General features: G+C 57.3%; 12 protein-coding genes. All 12 read left to right on the forward strand.

The genetic code is table 11. The annotated features are described in order from the left end of the window. Position 1: 1 nt before the first annotated feature. The 12 genes from P2PM1_RS24140 (at position 2) to P2PM1_RS25755 (ending at position 21,045) form a co-directional block, all read left to right on the forward strand. Positions 2-340: a TrbC/VirB2 family protein gene (locus tag P2PM1_RS24140; RefSeq protein WP_244301622.1), complete on the forward strand. Its 339-nt coding sequence runs from the start codon at positions 2-4 to the stop codon at positions 338-340. Next, on the forward strand, positions 337-609 hold the full coding sequence (locus tag P2PM1_RS24145) for a VirB3 family type IV secretion system protein (protein ID WP_186400855.1): 273 nt from the start codon (positions 337-339) through the stop codon (positions 607-609). Before P2PM1_RS24140 ends, P2PM1_RS24145 begins: the two co-directional genes overlap by 4 nt. Continuing rightward, complete coding sequence (gene trbE, locus P2PM1_RS24150; protein ID WP_186400856.1) at positions 603-3,056, forward strand: conjugal transfer protein TrbE; 2,454 nt, start codon at positions 603-605, stop codon at positions 3,054-3,056. Before P2PM1_RS24145 ends, trbE begins: the two co-directional genes overlap by 7 nt. Continuing rightward, a complete protein-coding gene (gene trbJ, locus P2PM1_RS24155) occupies positions 3,053-3,760 on the forward strand; it encodes a P-type conjugative transfer protein TrbJ (RefSeq protein WP_186400857.1) in 708 nt (235 codons plus the stop codon). Before trbE ends, trbJ begins: the two co-directional genes overlap by 4 nt. 21 nt (positions 3,761-3,781) lie before the next feature. Beyond that, the gene (gene trbL, locus P2PM1_RS24160; RefSeq protein ID WP_186400858.1) at positions 3,782-5,131 is read left to right on the forward strand and encodes a P-type conjugative transfer protein TrbL; all 1,350 of its coding nucleotides are present in this window, start codon (positions 3,782-3,784) and stop codon (positions 5,129-5,131) included. Between the two features lie 3 nt (positions 5,132-5,134). Beyond that, a complete protein-coding gene (gene trbF / locus P2PM1_RS24165) occupies positions 5,135-5,854 on the forward strand; it encodes a conjugal transfer protein TrbF (RefSeq protein ID WP_186400859.1) in 720 nt (239 codons plus the stop codon). Further along, the gene (trbG, locus tag P2PM1_RS24170; RefSeq protein WP_186400860.1) at positions 5,851-6,876 is read left to right on the forward strand and encodes a P-type conjugative transfer protein TrbG; all 1,026 of its coding nucleotides are present in this window, start codon (positions 5,851-5,853) and stop codon (positions 6,874-6,876) included. The genes trbF and trbG overlap by 4 nt, the downstream gene beginning before the upstream one ends. Continuing rightward, positions 6,873-8,105 (forward strand): TrbI/VirB10 family protein, encoded by a 1,233-nt coding sequence (locus P2PM1_RS24175; RefSeq protein ID WP_208985409.1) that lies wholly within the window; start codon positions 6,873-6,875, stop codon positions 8,103-8,105. The genes trbG and P2PM1_RS24175 overlap by 4 nt, the downstream gene beginning before the upstream one ends. Next, a complete protein-coding gene (locus tag P2PM1_RS24180; RefSeq protein WP_186400861.1) occupies positions 8,102-8,329 on the forward strand; it encodes a DUF2274 domain-containing protein in 228 nt (75 codons plus the stop codon). The genes P2PM1_RS24175 and P2PM1_RS24180 overlap by 4 nt, the downstream gene beginning before the upstream one ends. Positions 8,330-8,681: 352 nt before the next feature. Then, positions 8,682-9,275 carry a toxin-activating lysine-acyltransferase gene (locus tag P2PM1_RS24185; protein ID WP_186400862.1) on the forward strand — a complete coding sequence of 198 codons (594 nt, stop codon included), beginning with the start codon at positions 8,682-8,684 and terminating at the stop codon, positions 9,273-9,275. 45 nt (positions 9,276-9,320) lie between these two features. Then, positions 9,321-10,499, forward strand: coding sequence for a hypothetical protein (locus P2PM1_RS24190; protein WP_186400863.1), 1,179 nt, complete (start codon positions 9,321-9,323; stop codon positions 10,497-10,499). Beyond that, positions 10,492-21,045 carry a calcium-binding protein gene (locus P2PM1_RS25755; RefSeq protein WP_186400864.1) on the forward strand — a complete coding sequence of 3,518 codons (10,554 nt, stop codon included), beginning with the start codon at positions 10,492-10,494 and terminating at the stop codon, positions 21,043-21,045. The genes P2PM1_RS24190 and P2PM1_RS25755 overlap by 8 nt, the downstream gene beginning before the upstream one ends. Positions 21,046-21,083 lie beyond the last annotated feature (38 nt).

Consider the following 21,083-nt stretch of genomic DNA (forward strand, 5'->3'; position numbering starts at 1 on the left):
CATGCGCAACAGCTTTACGCAGATCCGCGCCTTTGCGGTGGCCATCCGCAGGTCGCTCTTGTTCATCACAGCGTTTGCAACAGCAGGACCGGCCTGGGCCGCAGGGTCTGGCATGCCCTGGGAGGAGCCGCTTCAACGCATCCTGGAATCTGTGCAGGGGCCGGTCGCCAAGATCATTGCGGTGATCATCATCATTATCACCGGGCTGACGCTTGCCTTTGGCGAGACCGCTGGCGGCTTCCGCCGGTTGATCCAGATCGTCTTCGGTCTGTCGATCGCCTTCGCGGCAAGCTCTTTCTTCCTGTCCTTCTTTTCCTTTGGCGGCGGGGCGCTCCTGTGAGGGAGGCAGGACCTGGGATCGAGGGGTTCGAGGTGCCGGTACACCGGTCCTTGACCGAGCCGATCCTGCTTGGCGGTGCTCCGCGTTCGCTTGCCATTCTCAACGGCACATTGGCGGCGGCCATCGGCCTTGGATTGCAACAGTGGATTGCCGGTTTGCTGCTGTTTCTGGCTGGGCACACGCTCAGCGTTTTTGCCGGCAAGCGGGATCCGGACTTCATGATGGTGCTCTTGCGGCACCTCCGGCAGAAGGGGTGGTGGGGTTGCTGAAGCTTGGTGAATATCGAAACAAGGCGGATCGCTTGGCGGATCTGCTTCCCTGGGCGGCGCTTGTTGCTCCTGGCATCGTCCTCAACAAGGATGGTGGGTTTCAGCGCAGCTTCCGCTTTCGTGGTCCTGACCTTGAAAGCGCAACGGATGCGGAACTGCTTGGCACGTGTGCCCGTGCCAACAATGCGTTGAAGCGTCTGGGCTCGGGGTGGGCTCTGTTTTTCGAGGCTGAGCGGTGCGAAGCACAGGACTACCCGCTGTCCCGATTTCCCGATGCGGCTTCTTGGCTTGTTGACGAGGAGCGCCGCGCGGCGTTTGCGGAGGGGCGGCAGGGGCAGCATTTTGAAAACCGCTGCCATCTCACGCTGACCTACATGCCGCCGCCGGATGCGCAGGCGCGTGCAAGGAACACTCTGGTCGAGACGGGCGGCACGGCAACCCAGCGAGACTGGTGGCAGGAACTGGCCTGGTTTCGGGATGAGACCGAGCGGGTTCAGGACCTGCTGTCCGGGGTTTTGCCGGAGATCCGTGCCCTTGGCGATGCGGAGACCTTGACCTTTCTGCACGGAACGATCTCGACCCGTCGCTCGGTGGTCGCCCGGCCGGAGATTCCGATGTATCTCGACGCCGTGTTGGTGGATACGCCTCTGGCCGGCGGTCTGGAGCCGATGCTGGGTGAATGCCATTTGAGGACCCTGACGGTACTCGGTTTTCCCAACACGACGCGGCCCGGCATTTTGGACGCGTTGAACCATCAGGATTTCGCTTATCGCTGGGTGACGCGCTTCATTCCGCTGGACAAGGCGGCTGCGACAAAGCAGCTGACGCGGCTGCGTCGGCAATGGTTTGCAAAGCGCAAGTCGATCACATCGATTTTGCGCGAGGTATTGACCAACGAGCCTGCGCAACTGCTCGACAGCGATGCAAACAACAAAGCGTTTGATGCGGATGCGGCTTTGCAGGCGCTCGGCGGCGACCATGTTGGCTTTGGCTATCTCACCACGACGATCACCGTGTGGGACAGGGACCGTGAACGTGTCGAAGACAAGGTCCGTGCCGTCGAGCGGGTGATTGGCGGTCTTGGCTTCGTCTGTATTCGCGAGAGTGTCAATGCGGTGGAGGCCTGGCTGGGCAGTTTGCCGGGGCAGGTCTATGCCAATATTCGCCAGCCGCTGGTTCATACTTTGAACCTTGCTCATCTGATGCCGCTTTCGGCGGTCTGGGCCGGGCCTTCGGTCAATGCGCATCTGGGTGGGCCGGCGCTGTTGCATGCCGAGACGTCTGGCTCGACGCCGTTCCGCTTGTCCACGCATGTTGGCGATGTTGGTCACATGCTTGTCGTTGGACCAACGGGAGCAGGCAAGTCCGTTTTGCTCTCGCTGATGGCTCTTCAGTTTCGGCGATATCGCGAGGCTCAGGTCTATATTTTCGACAAGGGCGGATCGGCACGCGCTGCAGTGCTTGGCTGTGGTGGAGAGCATCATGCGCTTGGAGCGGCGCAGGACGAGGCGACCAACCCGCTGGCATTCCAGCCGCTGCGCGACATTGATGATCCCGCGACACGAAGCTGGGCGGCAGAATGGGTGAGTGCCTTGCTGGCGCATGAGCAGGTTGTGGTCACGCCAGAGGTGAAGGAGGCGGTCTGGTCGGCGCTGGGCAGTCTTTCGAGTGCGCCGGTCGAGGAGCGCACTTTGACCGGTCTGTCCATCCTGGTGCAGGCGCGCGGGATCAAGGCGGCGTTGCAACCTTACACGTTGGACGGCCCATTTGGTCGCTTGCTGGATGCAGCTGAGGACCGTCTGGCGCTTTCGGATGTGCAGTGTTTCGAGACCGAAGAACTGATGCATCAGCCTGGCGCGGTCCTGCCGGTTCTGACCTATCTCTTTCACCGGTTGGAGGCGCGGTTTGATGGCCGTCCGACCCTTCTTATTCTTGATGAGGCCTGGATCTACCTGGATGATCCGCTGTTTGCGTCTCGCATCCGAGAGTGGTTGAAGGTTCTCAGAAAACGCAATGTCGCGGTGGTATTTGCCACCCAGTCTCTGGCGGATGTGGCGGACAGTGCGGTTGCGCCGACGATCATTGAATCATGTCCGCAGCGCATTTTCCTGCCCAATGATCGGGCGATCGAACCGCAGGCCCGGGGCTTTTATGAGCGGTTCGGGCTCAACGCGCGGCAGATCGATCTGATCGCACAGGCAACTCCCAAGCGTCACTACTATCTGCAATCGCGGCGCGGCAACCGGCTGTTCGAGCTGGGGCTTGGTCCGCTCGCTTTGGCGCTCTGCGGTGCGTCTGATCCGGCGGCGCAGGCGCTTATGGACAGGCTCTTGGCCGAGCGTGCGCGGGACGAATTTCTCTCTGCCTTCTTGCAGGCGCAGGGCCTCGACTGGGCGGCTGAACTGGCCGCGCGCTTTTCCCCTCAACGAAAGGATGGAACGTCATGAGACAGGCATTCCTTGCAGGGCTTGCTGCGATCGCCCTTGTCTTGCCGCAGCCGGGGCACACGGCCTGGCCGGTATTCGACGCTTCGAGCTATGCGCAGAATGTGCTGCAGGCCGCGCGGGCTCTTGAACAGATCAACAATCAGATCCTGCAGCTCCAGAACCAGGCCAGCATGTTGCAGAACATGGCGCGCAATCTGGAGCGGCTGGATTTTTCTTCGCTTGGTCAGTTGCAGGGAGCTTTGACGCGGATCGACGGCTTGATGATCCAGGCTGAGGGTCTGAGCTTTGATCTGCAGCAGTTTGAGGGGCAATGGCAGCAAGCCTATCCCGACAGCTACCAGGCAGGGCTTGCTGCCAGCGATATGGCCAGCGCGGCGCGTGAGCGTTGGCAAAGTGCGATGAGTGCATTCCGTCAGACCCTGCGTTTGCAGGCCCAGATCGTGGAGAATGTGCGTGCGGACCAGGGCTTGCTCAGTGAGCTTGTGACGAGAAGTGAGGCGGCTGGCGGGGCGTTGCAGGCGAGTCAGGCTGCCAACCAGCTGATTGCGCTGACGGCCAAGCAGCAGATGCAGATCCAGACCCTGATGGCGGCGCAATATCGGGCTGAGGCGGAGGATGCGGCTCGCAAGGGGCAAGCGGAAGAAGCTGCCCGTGCGGCGACACGCCGGTTCCTCGGCTCCGGCAATGCCTATTCCGGCAAGTGACAGGTCGGGAGGCGAGGGTCGATGGAGGATCTTGGCATCATTGATCGCTTCATGGAGACGTTTGGCCACTATATCGACAGCGGCTTTGGGCTCCTGTCGGGTGATGTGGCGTTCCTGAGCTCGGTTTTGATTGGCCTTGATATCACGCTTGCCGGCCTTTTCTGGGCGCTGGGCGGGGAGGACAATGTCCTTGGGCGTCTTATCCGCAAGGTGCTGTATGTCGGGGTTTTTGCCTTCCTCCTCAACAATTTCCAGCGCCTTGCCGATATTGTGTATGGGTCGTTTGCCGGGCTGGGCCTCCAGGTGGCGCCAGGTGGATTAACCGCTGGTGATCTGCTGCGGCCAGGCAAGATTGCTGCGGCTGGATATGAGGCGGCCTATCCCTTGCTGGAGCAGGCGAGTGATCTGGTCGGTTTTCCGGAAATTTTCGGCAATGCGCTGACAGTCTTTGTGCTGTTGCTGGCCTGGTTCCTGTGCCTGTTCGCCTTTTTCGTTCTGGCGATCCAGCTGTTCATCACCGTCCTGGAGTTCAAGCTGACGACGCTTGCCGGTTTTGTGCTGGTGCCGTTTGCGCTGTGGAATCGATCGGCGTTTTTGGCCGAGCGCGTGCTTGGCAATGTCGTGTCCTCCGGCGTCAAGGTGATGGTGCTTGCTGTCATTGTCGGCATTGGCTCGACGCTGTTTGCCGGCTTTTCCGGCGCCTTGCAGGGGCGGGAGCCTGATCTTGCCGCGGCGATGTCGCAGGTGCTGGGTGCCTTGGCGTTGCTGGGTCTTGGCATATTCGGTCCGGGCATTGCGTCGGGATTGGTGGCGGGGGCGCCGCAACTTGGTGCTGGTTCCGCGGTTGGTTCGGCGGGGGCTGCTGCCGGTGCGGTTCTGTTGACGGGCGGGATGACGGCGGCAGGTCTGCGCCTTGGGGCGGGGGGCGGTTTGGCCGCCATTCGTGCTGGCACTGCGATGGGGTCGGCTGCGTCTTCGGCATATCAGCTGGGGCAGGTGACGTCGGGCAAGTCCGGCATGGCGGGCTCTGCGGCTGGACTTGGCGGCGTGGCGCGCGCTGCTGGCGGGGCGGTGGTTCAGGGTCTGCGCAATCAAGGCGGCCGTGCTGGCGCTGCCTTGCAAGCCAGCAGCCAGGCGGGGTTGCATTCTGCCTGGCGGGCGAGCGGAGGGGCACCGGCCGCGCCGGTTGCTGATGTGGGTGGAGCGATGCAGCCCGCCATGTCAGCCGGTCAAGGAGCGCCGAACTGGGCCAAGCGTCTGCGCTCAGAACAGTCTGCGCGTGCCCGCCGTCACTATACGGCTCAGGCGGTCAGGGACGGAGACCGCCCTGGCCACGGTGCCAATCCGACACTCACCAACAAGGATGATTGACCCATGCTTTTCAAGCGATCGATCGATCGATATGGCACGACGCCTGAGCCGGCAACGCCGTATCAGCGTGCAGGGCAGCTGTGGGACGAGCGTATTGGCTCAGCCCGTGTTCAGGCCCGGAACTGGCGTCTCATGGCCTTTGGCTGTCTGGTTCTGTCGGCCGGACTGAGTGGTGGCCTGTTGTGGCAGTCGCTGCAGAGCCGGGTGACACCCTATGTGATCGAGGTCGACAGGTTTGGCGAGGCGCGTGCCGTTGCCCCTGTTGCCCAGACCTATCACCCGAAGGATGCGCAGATTGCCTGGCATCTATCTCGTTTCATCACGCAAATCCGGTCCGTATCCACCGACCCGGTTCTGGTACGCCAGAATTGGCTGACGGCCTATGACTTCGTCGCGGACCGCGCCGCCTTGTTCCTCAATGATTATGCCCGGCAGCAGGATCCTTTCGCTCAGATCGGAACGCGCAGTGTCTCGGTTCAGGTAACGAGCGTGGTGCGTGCGTCCGATGCGTCCTTTCAGGTGAAGTGGGACGAGCGGGTGTTTGAGCGCGGCGCGCTCGCATCGACGTCGCGGTGGACAGCGATCCTGACCGTGTCGGTCCGGATCCCGCACACAGGCGAACAGCTGCGCAAGAACCCTCTTGGATTGTTTGTCACTGCCATTGATTGGTCGCGCGAGTTGGAGACGGGCGCGGCTCAACTGCCGAAGGAGGCTGAGCAATGAGAACATGCACATCGATAGTGATCCTGGCGACGTCGGTGCTGACGGTGTCGGCCTGCACGACCCAACGGGTGCCGCCGGAGATCAGCTATGACGCGGAGGATTTCACGGCAGCTGTTGTCGAGGCCGAGCCGGCGAGGCCGGTGAAGATCGTTGAGGTGCCGAAGGTTCTTCCGCTTCCTGGGCAACTGCAGCCCGAACCAGGCAAGGCCAGTGTGGACACGCGCAAGCCGACCAAGCGGGTGGAGGATGCCAACAAGGCAGCGACGCAGGAGCCGACCAAGCATGGCTATGTCAATGCCGTCCAGGTCTATCCTTATGCGTCCGGCGCGCTGTACCGGTTGTATGCTGCCCCTGAGCGGGTGAGCGACATCGCTCTGCAGCCGGGTGAAGAGCTTACATCCGTGTCGGCGGGGGATACGGTGCGATGGGTCATTGGTGATACGGTGAGCGGGACGGGAGCGTCGAAGCGGGTTCATGTCCTGGTCAAGCCGTTTGCTTCAGGTCTGACCACCAATCTTGTCATCACTACGGATCGTCGAACTTATCACTTGCAGTTGGACAGCACTGACAAGACGGCGATGGCGGCGATCTCCTGGACTTATCCGTCTGATCAGCTTCTGGCGTTGCGTGCCAAGAATGCTGCGGCTGAGGCGGCGGTGCCGGTAGCGTCGAATATTGCGCTCGATGAGATCCGGTTTCGCTATCGTTTGAGCGGTGACAGCCCTGCCTGGAGGCCGGTTCGTGTCTTTGACGATGGCCATAAGGTCTATATCGAGTTTCCTGGGCGCATCGATCAGGGGGAGGCGCCGCCATTGTTTGTGGTGGGCCACGATGGTGGAACGGAACTGGTCAACTATCGTATGCGCGGCCATTACTATGTGGTGGATCGGCTTTTCGCGGCGGCCGAGCTGAGGCTGGGGAGCAAGCCGCAGCAGGTGGTTCGCATCACTCGAACCGATGGACGCAAGCCGCGGTCTGCCGGTCTGGTCCCGCGTGGTGGCAGCCTTGGGAGGGGGACATGACACATCGTGCGATGTCCTCGCCAGGCCCGGCGGAGAAGAGCGAAGCGGGTGGCTTTGGACTGCGCGCCGCGCCTGGCCGGATTGTCCGTTTCAGACGTGGCGTGGTGATCGGGGGGGTGGCGCTAGGATCTGGAGCGTTGTTTCTGGTCACGATCCTGGCGTTGCAGGCACCGGTCCTGCGGATGCGACAGGAAGTGGAGCAGCTGTATCACGCCGACCCTGCAGCTCATCCCGATGGACTTGCGGCGCTGCCCGGCGACTATTCACAAGTCAGGCCGGGCACGCCGCGGCTGGGGCCGCCTTTGCCAGGTGATCTGGGTCGACCGATCGTCCAGCGGCGCAAGGAGCTTGGAATTGTGTCTGAGACCCAGGCGCAATCCCTTGAGGCTCAGCGGCTCGCCGAGCAGGCCCTTCAGGCGAGGGAGTCTGCGGTGTTCTTCCGGATCGAGAAGCGGCCATCTGCCGGCGGGAGAACAGAGGCGGCCGAGGGGCCGGGAGTGGTGCCGGTAGCGCTCCAGGGATCGGCGAGCGTTGACCGTCTGGTGCTGGATGTGGAGGCGGACCCGAACGCCCAGCAACGCAAGCTTGATTTCCTGGAGCAGGGGGACAGGAGAGGCATCTACAATCCTCATGCACTGCAGGAGCCGGTTTCGCCGTATCAGGTGATGGCGGGAAGCGTGATTTCTGCGAGTTTGGTCACGGGTATCAATTCGGACTTGCCGGGGCTTGTCGTCGCGCAAGTGACTGAAAATGTGTACGACACGGTCACGGGCCGCGTTCTGCTCATCCCGCAAGGAACGCGTCTTCTCGGGGCTTATGACGCCGTGGTGGCCTTTGGGCAGTCGCGTGCCTTGCTGGTATGGCAGAGGATTGTTTTGCCTGATGGATCATCGATCGAGGTCGACAATCTCCCGGCCACCGATGCTGCGGGCTATGCGGGGCTTTCAGACGAGGTTGATTATCACACATGGCGTCTGGTCAAGGGGATTGCGCTCGCCACAGTGCTTGGTGTGGGGACGGAGGTGAGTCTGGGAGGCGGGGAGAGTGATTTGGTCCGTGCTGTCCGGGAAGCTGCACAAACGAATGTCAATCGCGCGGGCCAGCGCATTACCGAAAAAAACCTCAACATCCAGCCAACCCTTACCATTCGCCCAGGTTGGCCATTGAAGGTGATCGTGCAACGAGATCTGGTCCTGCGGCCGTATCAAGGTGAGGGGAGGGGACGATGACCGATTTGAAACTGGCGCGTCTGCCGGATCGTACGCCTGCCAGGGTGACGATCTCGGTGACCCCGGAGCTGGGGCTTTTGCTTCGCGATTATGCGGAGCTCTATCACCGGACATATGGTCAGCAGGAGTCGGTTGCCGATCTCATCCCGTTCATGCTGGAGACGTTTCTTGAAGGGGATCGGGCTTTTGTCCGAGCGCGGCGACGCGGAGAGATTGGACGGTGATGTCAAGGTGCCGCGCCAGATGGTTTTGCTGATGGCGCACGACAGGCACGAGCGTCAGTGGCTTTTCGCTCGATCAGGAGGAATGCAAATGGGCTCGGGCATCTGATTGGCTACCGTCCCTGCCATTACAACCTGGCGAGGCCCCCTACGTCGGTTCTGACGTTTGGATCACTGTCAAAATTTCCAAGCATTCAGGCGCCAACCAGATATGCTTTCCCTAATATTCTGGATTTTCTGGTGAACTGGGCACGTGTCATTTGATTGTCACTTGCCTATGCCCGTGCCCGATGGTTCAGTTACGCGGTGAATATTCCCGCCCTGATTGCATATGGGCTGGTGGGGGACATGTTCGATGTCGGAAAATGGGCTAGGGGCTGAAGGGACGGTTGCGGCTTCAGTGGGCCGAGCGTCGGGCAGTGGCCAGACCAAGACGAGCGCTGTACGGAACATACGGGATCAAGCGGCCGCCACTGCGGATGGGGACGGCGGAAGGCCCGAAGGTTTCGATGCCAACCTTTCCAGTAAGGTCCGGGAGATCAATGCTGGCTTCGGTGAAATCGTCTCGCTGCTCGCGCGGGATCCGCGCCACCGACATATGTCCCTGGGCGATCTGGAATGGGCGGTGATGCCCCCCTTGCGGGCTGGGCAGTTTCTGACCATGCGAGGCAAGATCAAGGATCGCGATGATCTGAGCGTGCCATTGGCCGTTGCGCTTTGGGCAAAAGTGTCCCCGGAGGTCGACGCCAAGTTGGAGGCTCAGAGGGCAGCCGGGGTGTCGTTCCGCTTGGCTCCACATGAATGGACAAGTGGTGAAATTCCGTGGCTGTTGTTAACGGCAGGCGCAAACCAGTTTCGAATTAAACTGGCTGACCAACTAACTAAGACCCTTGGGTCGTCTTTACGCGGCATCGAACCTGGTGACGGCGGTGTGGATATCCCACAATAAGGTCCCCCATGCGATTTGCGTTCAATTTCCCGGTCCAGGTCCAAAATGATCGCGAAGCTAAATTTTTTAAAAATACTGAGTGCTGTGGCACTTCTGGCCTCATCCGGGTGCACGCAGGATGATCCGCGATTTCCTGCCTACTTTCGGTATGCTGTGGATGTGAAGGTCGACGGCGTGCCTGTCACCATCGAGCGAGTCGTGAAATGCACTGGCACCCGTTCGTGGGGCACGTCTGCAGCACCAGGGCGGTGGACTGGCCAGAGCTACGTCAATCCTCCCGCAATAGGTGCCAAGGTTCCCGGCGGTGATGCAGCCGTCTATGTCCGCGTGCCGTTGGCGTGTGCCTGGGCAGCCAGTCCTGAAGCTGCGCAGCAGCGGCCCCCACCTCTCGTCCCTGGTGACATCGTTCCGGTGCTATGGACCGACAATTGGCAGCGGCTGGAGCAGATCGAATACTATTCGACCCGTCCAAGTCTTGCGGGACAGGACAGTCATGTGGAGTTTGTTCGCGTTCAGCCGCTGGAACGGGTGGACAAAAAGGCATTCGAGATGTCTGAGGTGCGAGCCGCGAGGGAAAGTCCCGATCTGCGCCCCGTGGCCCGAGTTCGAGCGAAAGGACACGACGAACCCATCTCCGCCCCCTCGTGGCTGGACCCTGATCGACCTAAGACACCCGCACCCGGTATGACTTGCTTTGCCGCCCTATCCCTGGACCGTGACAACTGGGACCAATGGCCGGCGTTGAAGCCGTGGGTGGACAGCCTCCCAAATGATGGACGATTTTACGAAGTCCGCCCCGCGTTGGGAGACATCGCCACCAGCCTGAACTTTGAAGGAGGGTTCTTCGCTGCGCAAAGTCTGAACAGGACATCTTTGAGCGCAGAAGTCACCTCGGGAGAAGGCGCGCGACGGGCGCTTCAACTATATAACTCCATGCATCCCATAGTTCCGAGCAGAGGCGGTGCATATATCGACAAGTCAAGGCAAGGAATCTCAAGTTGCTCGTTTAATTTATGGTATTATGAAAGATCGTACGAGTATCATGTGAAAAAGCCAGTCGGCAGCCGAGAAAATAACGAGCATATTGAAATATACTCAGATGCGAAGAGGTTCGCATTGATGATTTCACCTGATAGAGAGTCAATAATACGTATTGTTCAGTTGGAGCCAATTTACTCTGACTCGGATGAGAGTGTTTCAATGAGGATTATCGGTTATGACTGACAATAAAAGCGTCTATGCGGTACTCTCCATGCAGGCCTATGATTTTTTTGACGCAGGCAAGGAGGTGAACTACCGAATCGAAAATTATGAAGGATATAGTTGGAATAAATCTCTTGATGCCCAATCAACTATTGGCTTAGACAGTAATAATCAGCCCATTGATTTGAACGGGTTTGGTGCAAGGACTTTTTCTTCCGGCAATGGTGGAGAGGTAGTAATTTCGTTCAGAGGGACAGATAATTGGTGGTCAGGAGACTTTGTCGCAAATGCTCAAATTGCTGCTGGTGACGTAGGTAATCAGTTATTGCATGCCGTTTCATATGTTGAGCGAGTAATTTCATCGGGTGTAAGCATTAATGATATTGTATTTACAGGTCACTCTTTAGGGGGTGGGCTAGCTAGTGCTATGTCTGCTCTATATGATAGGCCATCATACATATTTGACCCAGCGCCAATTAACCTAACTATGACCTTAGAGAGTGTATATGGGACGGCGCCAACTTTATATCAGACAGCCGTCGATGCGTTATCACATGTACCTTATTTGGGGGAGAGTGGAGTGCTGACAGCTGCAGCTGCAGCGGCCTTCACCGCCATTTTGACCGATGTTGCTCGATTGCTGACCCTTACGACTCAAGAGCCGTTGTTGATGGGAATGGCGGCAATCGATTGGGAGGCTATTGCTCCAACGTCGGTATATGGTGGTTCAACTCAAGGGGATCTTGGTTCTTCTATACCTGATATAGATTTTGAGACCGCGTCAGACGAGCAGTGGAGGGGTTACTTTAATGCATGGGATCAGTATCATCAGGATCTTCTGAGTAGGTATAACGAGTTACTTTCTACTGCAGAAGGACGGACGTCCGTGTGGGCGTTGGACGGCGAAGCCCTAACAAATTTAGCGCTTACGCTAGACGGAAGTTCTATCCCAGGTTGGGGAGGGGATTCTGTTGTCAGTATGCCTGAGACAGAGCTGGGCTCAGATCAGCTACATGAGATGGCGTTGCTTGCGCTCGTCTTAAGTCGTAGCTCCGACGAAGACAGGTCTATTACGAGCCTGACACAAGAAGGGTTGCCATTTCTATTAGATCATATATTTGATTCTGACCTAAGTAATTTTATTGACTATGAAGGTCGTTCAGATTGGTCAATATTTGCTCGCATTCTCATTGGAAGTGACGAGCGATATGCAGAATTTTACGACGAATACTTTCGTATATCAGAGTCTCCATTCGCTGAAGGTGGGCGAAACCCGTTTAGTGAGTATTTTATTCGTACTGGTTTGGTCGAGCTTGGCGAATTGATCCGTCAGGATTCGTCTACGGATTTCGAGCGGGATATTATTCCGAGTTTTTCAGGTTTGTTTGGAGAATCTGACGATTATATATATCAGCAGACATTTGATCTTTCCATCTATGAATCGCATGGCGATGTGGATACGCTTGATGAGTATATCTATGAAGAGATTGGCGTTGGCGATATATTTGCGGAATTTGCCAGTTACTATGGGCGTGATTTGTTTTTCTCGGCCGCTAACCCTAGCGGCAACAGCGGTTTTAACCTATATAATTCATTTTACGCTATAGCGTTCGCTCAGCGGGAGGGCGAGGTCCTCTCCATCGATATTGATGCGATTATGACCGCCGGGGGCAGCACTTTGACGACTGCTGTTCCTGGGTCTCCTGGACGTGGTGATCTGGGGTGGTTTGTTCTTGGAAGTGACATTGGACCGGAAATACACTCCGGCGCGATCTCCGAAACAATTCGAGGTTCTCAGCATTCTGATCTGATTTTCGCGCGTGGAGGAAACGATCTTATCGAAGGGCGTGGCGGAAACGATGTCATTGTCGCCGGAGACGGCGATGACGTGGTGGATGGAGGGGATGGTGATGACATCATCATTGGAGGGACTGGAGATGATGAGTTCAGAGGCAGCTTAGGAAGCGATCTATATTTTGGTGATAACGAGAATATGGGCAGGGTAGGTCATGATACGTTGACCTACGAAGAATTCGATCAAGGCGTCTCCGTTTTACTTCTTTCAAGATTTGTTGGTGCCAGCGGCGTTCAGATAAGCGGCCAAATGGATGTGGGCTTTTCCTATATTACATCCATAGATGGTTCTGCTTCGCGCGACGAAGTCTACTCGGTCGAAGAAATCAGGCTGACGGAACACGATGATGAGATTTCAGCACTCCCGACCCTTGATTTTGACCTTCTCGGAGAGGTCACCATTGATATGGGTGGTGCTGGCTCAGCAGGAGATCACCTCAATTTTTCTCAACATATAGAAGGTCTTAGGATCGTTGGGTCAATTCACGAAGGTGCGACTATCAACGAATCCGGCCTGCGGATCCGTGGCTTCGAGCGCCTGACGCTTACAAGTCATGATGATGAGGTTTCCCTATCGACACCGGGAACCGTGGAAATTTATCTGGGTGCCGGCAATGACATCGTCCATCGGGCTGGCTCGGGCTCTATCATTCATACTGGTCCGGGAGGGGCTGAGGACCGTGATATCGTACATTTCAATCAAAACACGCTCGTCACCGACGCTGATGGTTTTGATGATCTTTATATGTTTGGATTTATGAATGCGCGCGGACTTTATATTAGATCCTCCCTATCTGAGAGCGGCTTTGCCAGCGGAAACTTTGGGACAACTCGAGTAAGCTTCAATGAACAAGGCGATACGGTCGTAGGAACTGTACTCCACGGCAACGATGCGTCGTCGTTCATGTATTTTTCCAATGGCAATCGCGATCCCTTCGCTCCCACTTCCGATTTGCCGGCTGGCATTCGCGTCGCGGTTCGCGATGTGAGCGCAGTGCGGCTCTTCGACATTTCCAGTTCGGGAGCCAAGCTGTTCGGTCAGGGAACCATTTGGGAGCTACTGCCGATCGTCTTCAAGGAAGTGGTGAACGGAGCCTACTTTGGTGGGACCGACCCTCTGGTTCTCGACCTCGATGGAGACGGCTTGGAGCTTACGGCACTCGCTTCCAGCACGACGACGATGTTCGACATGGACGGCGATGGTTTTCTGGAGCGCACAGGTTGGGTGCACTCCGACGACGGCCTTTTGTCGCTGGATGTCAACGGCAATGGTGCCATCGACGACATTTCCGAACTGTTCGGTAGCGGCAGTACCTCCGGATTTGCCGAACTCGCCGACCATGATCTCAATGGCGATGGCGTCATAGACGCTGATGATGCCGTTTACTCCGATCTACGTGTCTGGCGTGACTTCAATCAGGACGGGGTAAGTTCCGAAAACGAGCTGTTCTCCCTCGAAGATCTCGGGATCGCATCCATCAGCCTCTCTGCCACGGCGGACGGGAGCTCTAACGCTCTCAATACGGTGGCACGAACGGGAACGTTCACGCGAACCGATGGGTCGACCGGCACGATCGGCGATGTCGAGTTTCGGATCGACAATTTCAACAGTAGCTATGGCGGTGATACGAGTGTCGCCCCTGGTCTGGTTGCTGGTCTTCCTAATCTGAAGGGACGGGGAACTCTTACCGACCTGCATGTGGCGTTGACACTGGAGGGAAGTGGTGGCGGCCTGGGTCAGGCACTGGCCACTGTCCTGCCGACACTCGATGTGCCTGATCTTGAGATTTTGCGAGAGCGCAGTTTCTCGATCCTCTCTGCTTGGACCGACGCGCCGCCCGCAATCACCACAACGCCTTCACCAGATGTGCCGATCCTCGTCTCCCGGGAAGGAGGCCTTGTCACCGTTCACGACTTCGCCATGCGAGCCGTTGTCGATGTGCCGTTGGAGGGAGGAGGCAGCGAAAGCCGTGTGGTCTGGCAGCTTGCGTCTGGCAGACCAGTGCTAGGTGGCAACGGCGAGGTGATCGAATATCCGAGTTTTGCGGACATCCTGGCATTGAGCTCCAGTCGACCAGGAGCTTCTTGGGAGACGCTCTCGGGGGCCGAGATTGATTTTCTGGAGCGCTATTTCGGCGAGGAGATTCCCCTCGAGCAGCTTAGGAACCTGAGGGGTACCGAGCTGGATGCTTTCGGCGAGTTCCTGACCACTGGCTACCAGGTGATGGATCAGCTTGCCCTGCGGCTTGCCGCGCAAAGTGGGCTTTCGGAGTTCTTCGTGGGACTCGAATTCGACGTCGAGAACGACGCCTTCGTCGCGACGACCAATCGAGAGTTGGTCCCGATGTTCGAGGCGATCTTCGAGGCAGCGCCAACCGATCCGTCAGCCGCGCAGGACTGGCTTGGGGCTTGGAACACGCTGGTCAACGCGTTCATCTCGGAATATGACCGCCCGGGAATTCGCGTGGCGAACCAGCCTTTCCTCTTCACGACGATCGTTGCTGCCTATGAGAATATTGGTCTGCCGGTCTCATTGGCGGAAGCAGCTGGCCTGTTCGGTATCCCGGCCGAAATTCTCGACCTCGGAGTTGGCCATCGCATAGGCTCGTCCGAGAGCACCATTTACTTCATGGGAGCGGGCAACGATACGATCGAAAGCGGCCAAGGGCACGATATCTTCGTGTTTGGTCAGAACTTCGGCAACGATGTGATCCTCGATCGCGAAACGGGGGCGGATTATTTCGATGTCATCCGCTTTGCTCACCTCAACCCCGAGGACATTACCGCCTATCGCGATGGGCTGGACCTCGTTCTGAACGTGAACGACAGTACGGATAGCGTCCGGATCGTGGGCCAGTTCCACGAGAAGGCCTACTCCTTGTTCGGAGGGCAGATACTCCCCTCTTACGGGATAGAAGAGATCGTTTTCGCCAATGGCAGTGTCTGGGATCTCGGTGACATTGCCCGGGAGGTATCGCACCCGCTTGCCAGCGACGACACGCTGATCGGCACCGATCATATCGATTTTCTCGATGGCGGTGCGGGCAACGATTATCTCAGTGGCGGAGATGCTCCTGATTTTTATTTCTTCGATGCCGGCTACGGCCATGACGTGATCAAAGAGAATATGACGAATATTCTCTCGGGAGAGGTCGACTCACTGATTTTGGGTGGTGGTCTTTCTTTGGATGGTGCGACGTTCGAGCGTGATGGCGACAGCGCGACGATCCGGATTCTGTTCGAGACTGGCGATAGTCTCGAAATCCGCGATCAGTTCAGGGCTGCCTATACGCTGATATTTGGCACTCAGTGGTTCGATCGTATCGAGTATTTCGAGTTCACCAACGCCGATGGAAACCGCGAGGGGATCACGTACGAAGGCCTGGCGCAACGCATCCTCGATCACTTCAGCACTGACGGAGATGATCAGATCTACGGATTCAGCCTGGAAGACAGGTTGGATGGTGGAGCTGGCAACGACTTCCTCAGCGGTGGCAACGAGAACGACACCTATGTGTACGGGCTCGGCTACGGGCATGATGTGATCCAGGAGTACCAGTCGGGATACAACGTTCTGTCTGGCCAGGATGATCGGGTTGTTTTCACCAGCGGTATTCTGCAAGAGAACGTTTCGTTCGACCGTACGCTCGATTCCGATGAACTGATCATCAGCTTTGCGGATGGCGGAACACTGACGATCCGGGATCAATTCAATGCCAACCCGCTGGGGCATCACTATTACCAAATCGAGAGTTTCGTGTTCTCCGACGGTGTGGTTCTGACGGCTGACGACATCCAGAATCTATTGCTGCAGTCTACGTCTGGCGACGATGTCTTGTATGGTTTCTTCCGCAATGACGTCCTTGACGGAGGTGCTGGTAACGACTTTCTCAATGGAGGCGATGGCGACGACACTTATGTGTTTGGCCTTGGCTATGGTCACGACATCATCTTCGATGAGACGACGTCAGTTTACTCCGGAGATCAGGACCGTCTGGTGTTCGGGCCGGGGATTGCTGCGGAGGATGTAAGTTGGTCGCGGCCGCTTGGAACGGACAATCTTGTTGGCACGCTGGCTGACGGCAGCACCGTGACGATCCGGGATCAGTTCCGAGCCAATGCGCTGGGTCATCGGTACAACGACATCGAGATCTTTGAGTTCGATGACGGAACCCGTCTGTCGATCGTTGAGATCCAGCAGATGTTGCTGCAGTCGACCGATCAGGGCGACCATCTGAGAGGGTTCTATTCGGCAGACATCCTCGATGGCGGTCTCGGCAATGATCGTCTCGAAGGCGGCAATGGGGGGGATACCTACATCTTCGGCCGTGGCTATGGTCAAGACGTCATCCACGACTTCCAATCATCGGTCTTCAGTGACGAGCCTGATCGGGTTCAATTTGGTGCAGGCATCGCTCCTGAGGATCTTGAGATCTCGCGTGGCGGGCCGAATGGTGATGACCTGATCATCACGATCATCGGAACAACAGACCGTCTCACGATCGAGCGTCAATTCGGGTCACGATTCCATGTGATCGAGGAGTTTGTCTTTGCCGATGGTACTGTCGGGACGGTGCAGGACGTTCTTGATCGCGTCAGTATCATCTCTGGCAATTCGGCCGATAATCAGCTGACAGGTTTCGATCAGGACGAGATCCTGATCGGCAATCTTGGAGACGACACTCTGCGGGGTGGGCAGGGCAATGATACCTATGTCTACAATCTCGGCGATGGTCACGACACGATCATCGAGCTGACCCGGCACGGGAATAGCGATCAGGTGCTCCTCGGAGACGGCATTGTACCTGGAGACGTGACGATCTCTCGTGTCTCGCCTTCCTCGAACGATCTCCGACTGACCTTTGTCGACGGCGGCACTATTTTGCTGGTGGGCCAGCTTCAAGCATCTCAGGGCCGTGGCATCGAGCAAGTTGTCTTTGCTGACGGCACGGTTTGGACTGCGGATGATCTTTCTCTCCTGGCCTTGGCAATCGAGCCGTCTGCCGACGATGAGACCTTGTTTGGCAGCAACAACGTCGACGACATCCTGATCGGCGGACTTGGCAATGATGTCTTGAACGGCCGTACCGGTAACGACACGTATATCTACAATCTCGGAGATGGCCACGACACGATCATCGAGGCGTCCTTCGCCGGGACAAGTGACCGTATCAAGCTCGGTGCAGGCATTGAAGTTGGCGATATTCGCGTTTCTCGGGTTGGCTCGGATCCTGACGATGCAATTCTCTATATTGGGAGCACCGGATCGATCACTCTCGATGAGCAGTTTGCTGGAGACCCACAGCGGGGCGTCGAGTTTCTGGAGTTCGATGACGGCACCATAGGGACGGCGGCGGATCTGCGCGCGCTGGTGCTTCAGGCGGCGATTTCGGATGGGGATGATTGGATCCTTGGATTCAAGAACCATGATGATGTTCTGAGAGGTGGACTTGGGAATGATGTCCTGTCCGGCCTGACGGGGAATGACATTTATCTTTACGACCGTGGCGATGGCGACGACGAGATCATCGAAGACAGTTTTGGGGGAACGGCGGACGAATTGCATTTGGGAAGCGGGATCACTGTCGCTGACATTTCAGTGCGGGCTCGCGATTCCAACAGCCGGCATGATCTGACGTTGCAGATTGATGGCGGCGGGTCGCTGTTGCTGCGCTCGCAGTTTTCGACGGCCCCCGGCGCCGGTATCGAGACCATTCGCTTCCATGACGGGACGGTCTGGACCAGGCAGGATCTGATGGAACTGACCCTCCAGCATGCGCAGTCGCAAGGGGATGATACCATCTATGCCTTCAACGACAGCGATGACGTTCTGACTGGTGGGCGTGGAAATGACTTGCTCCATGGTCAGTCTGGAAACGATACTTACCATTACAATGCAGGCGACGGCGACGACATCATCTATGAAGGTCGCTTTGAAGGCGACGCTGATCGACTGGTGCTGGGGGAGGGCATCCGAGTACAGGATGTGGCTGTGGCGCGGGCTGATGATAGTAGCACGGTGATCTTGTATTTTGCTGGAGGCGGTTCAGTCACGCTGCACCGGCAATTCTCCGGCGATCCAGAAAGCGGGATCGAGTTTGTCGAGTTCGGGGATGGGACGATCTGGTCCCGGGCCGATCTGCGAGAGCGGCTGATTGCCCAGAGCAGCACCGCATCCCACGACGTTCTTATTGGATTCAACGAAAGTGATGACGTGCTCGTAGGAGGGCGCGGAAACGACACGCTTCGTGGTCTCGATGGCAACGACAGCTATGTCTACGCTCTTGGAGACGGCGATGATGTCATCGACGAGCGTGTGGTCGAAGGTGAAGATGACCGTCTTTATCTAGGCGAAGGAATTTCGGCGGAGAGCGTCACGGTGGAGCGCTCAGTAGTCTCACCCAATCACGTCACGCTGCATTTTGCTGATGGCGGATCTGTACATCTCTTGCATCAATTTTCTGAAGTAAAAGAAGCCGGAATTGAGAATATCATCTTTGCTGATGGGGCTGTTTGGACTATAGCGGATTTGCAGGCGCGCTACCTGGCGACCGCACCTACGGACGGTGATGACACCGTTATCGGGTTCAAGACCGATGACGAGATCGTGGGCGGTCGCGGCGATGACACGCTGCGCGGTCTGCAAGGTAACGACACCTATCGCTACGAGCTTGGCGATGGCGATGACGTAATCATTGAGAACGGCTTTCAAGGAAGTGAGGATCGGCTGGTCTTCGGCGAAGGTATTGCCGTTTCGGATATCTCGTTTGCTCGCAGCGCAAATGATATCGACGATGTCATCCTTTTGGTGGCAGGCGGAGGCTCTATTCGTTTTGATGAGCAGTTTGCGATATTCAATCAGATTGGTATCGAGTTCATCGAGTTCAGCGACGGCACCGTGTGGGATCGCGAAACCCTGCGCGACCTGGTCCTTCAGCAGGCTTCCACGAATGGAAACGACGTCATCAACGGCTTTGATGACAATGGTGACACTCTGGTTGGTGGTCGAGGTGACGACATCCTGAACGGGCAGGATGGGTCGGACACCTATGTCTACAACCTTGGGGACGGCAGTGATACGATCATCGAGGCAAGCTTTGATGGTGTTGCGGATCGGCTTCTACTAGGGGCTGGAATTCTTGCCAGCGAAGTCACCTTGATGAAGGCAACGGCCGCGTCGACATCGTTGACCTTGGTTTTTGTGGATGGTGGATCCGTCACGCTGAGCAACCAACTTGCCTCTGGTTCGGAACGAGGTGTGGAAGAGATCGTCTTTGAGGACGGCACGGTCTGGACCAAGACCATGCTTGCGACGATGCCAGTCGAGATCAATCGGGCTCCCACGATTGCGGCGACGCTGCAGGCGCAAGAACTCCAGGAAGCTACCGCTTGGTCTTATGTTCTGCCAGCGGCCCTCTTCGAGGATGCGGATGGTGACGATCTCGTTCTCACCGCGTGTCGCGACGATGGTTCGCCTCTGCCTGAATGGATCACATTCGACGCAGCTGCTGGGAGATTTGCGGGCACACCTCCCGTCGGAGCTGCCGGCTCCCTTGCGCTTCGGGTGAGCGCCTTCGACGGTCTGGTTGCTACCAGCGTTGCCGTGAGCCTTACGGTGGAAGCTGCTCCTGTCACGGAGTGGATCGGCACCAACGGGAACGATGTCCATGTGATGGGCATCAACGAGCGTGTTGCTTACGGCCTTGACGGTGACGACCACATTACCGGAAACGCGTTTGATAACATTTTGCATGGAGGTGGAGGAAACGACGTTCTTCTTGGTGGTGATGGGGATGATCAGCTCTATGGCATGGATGGTGATGACATCCTTGATGGCGGATCTGGGACTAATCTTGCGATCTATGATGGGGCGCCGGGGGATTACACCTTCACCCGCAATGCGGATGGTTCGATCACGGTATCTGGCGCATCTGGCTCCGACCAACTGATCAGCATTCATGGATTGTGGTTCAATGGAACCTCGAGCCTGCATGCTGCTGAGGATCTTGCTCCGTCTCCTGGGGAAGTCGTTGCTGACTGGGTTGGAACCTCGGCAGGCGAAACCCACTGGATGACACCGAGCGAGTTTGTCGCTGATGGCCGCGAGGGAGATGATGACATCATCGGAAATGAGGGTACCTCGACCTTCCTGTGGCGCAAGGGTGACGGAAACGACTATTTCGGTGATGTGGGCGGAAGTGGGGATCAGGTCTACCTTCTTGACGTCTTGCCCTCTGATATCAGCCTGGGGGTTTCATCGGAATACAACACCCATATTGCCTTGACGGTCGGAGCGACCGGAGAGGTTATCACCTTGACTGACCAGCTGGCATTTGAGGCGAGCAGTCGGATCGAGGAGATCCGGTTTGCCGATGGAACGATCTGGAACACCTCCCATATCAGCCAGGCGGTTCTGGCCGCGCAACAGACATCGGGTGACGATGTCATTCTCGGCTTCGAGGATCATGCGGATACTTTCGTGTTTTCAGGAGCCGCCTTTGGGAATGACACGATCGCCAATTTCGAAGGCGGAGTTGGCGCCGGCGATGTTGTTGAACTGAGTGCATCGACATTTGCCGATCACACTGCGCTCTGGGCCGCCATGAGCGATGACGGAACGGACACGATAATCACGTTGGATGGTGGCAACAGCATTGTTCTGGCTGGGCTTACTGTTTCCGCCCTGCATCACGATGATTTTCAGTTCGTCTGAGACAGGTCTGTTGTCGTCCTGCATCAGAAGACGGATCA

Origin of the sequence: Stappia sp. P2PMeth1, from assembly GCF_900185735.1 — a bacterium.
Lineage (GTDB): Bacteria > Pseudomonadota > Alphaproteobacteria > Rhizobiales > Stappiaceae > Stappia.

What these genes read in the sequence shown, in the direction of transcription:
- P2PM1_RS25755 (WP_186400864.1), top strand. Translation starts at nt 10,492, where the DNA reads ATGACTGACAATAAAAGCGTCTATGCGGTACTCTCCATGCAGGCCTAT.
- trbJ (WP_186400857.1), top strand. Translation starts at nt 3,053, where the DNA reads ATGAGACAGGCATTCCTTGCAGGGCTTGCTGCGATCGCCCTTGTCTTG.
- P2PM1_RS24175 (WP_208985409.1), top strand. Translation starts at nt 6,873, where the DNA reads ATGACACATCGTGCGATGTCCTCGCCAGGCCCGGCGGAGAAGAGCGAA.
- trbF (WP_186400859.1), top strand. Translation starts at nt 5,135, where the DNA reads ATGCTTTTCAAGCGATCGATCGATCGATATGGCACGACGCCTGAGCCG.
- trbL (WP_186400858.1), top strand. Translation starts at nt 3,782, where the DNA reads ATGGAGGATCTTGGCATCATTGATCGCTTCATGGAGACGTTTGGCCAC.
- P2PM1_RS24140 (WP_244301622.1), top strand. Translation starts at nt 2, where the DNA reads ATGCGCAACAGCTTTACGCAGATCCGCGCCTTTGCGGTGGCCATCCGC.
- trbG (WP_186400860.1), top strand. Translation starts at nt 5,851, where the DNA reads ATGAGAACATGCACATCGATAGTGATCCTGGCGACGTCGGTGCTGACG.
- P2PM1_RS24190 (WP_186400863.1), top strand. Translation starts at nt 9,321, where the DNA reads ATGATCGCGAAGCTAAATTTTTTAAAAATACTGAGTGCTGTGGCACTT.
- P2PM1_RS24185 (WP_186400862.1), top strand. Translation starts at nt 8,682, where the DNA reads ATGTCGGAAAATGGGCTAGGGGCTGAAGGGACGGTTGCGGCTTCAGTG.
- P2PM1_RS24180 (WP_186400861.1), top strand. Translation starts at nt 8,102, where the DNA reads ATGACCGATTTGAAACTGGCGCGTCTGCCGGATCGTACGCCTGCCAGG.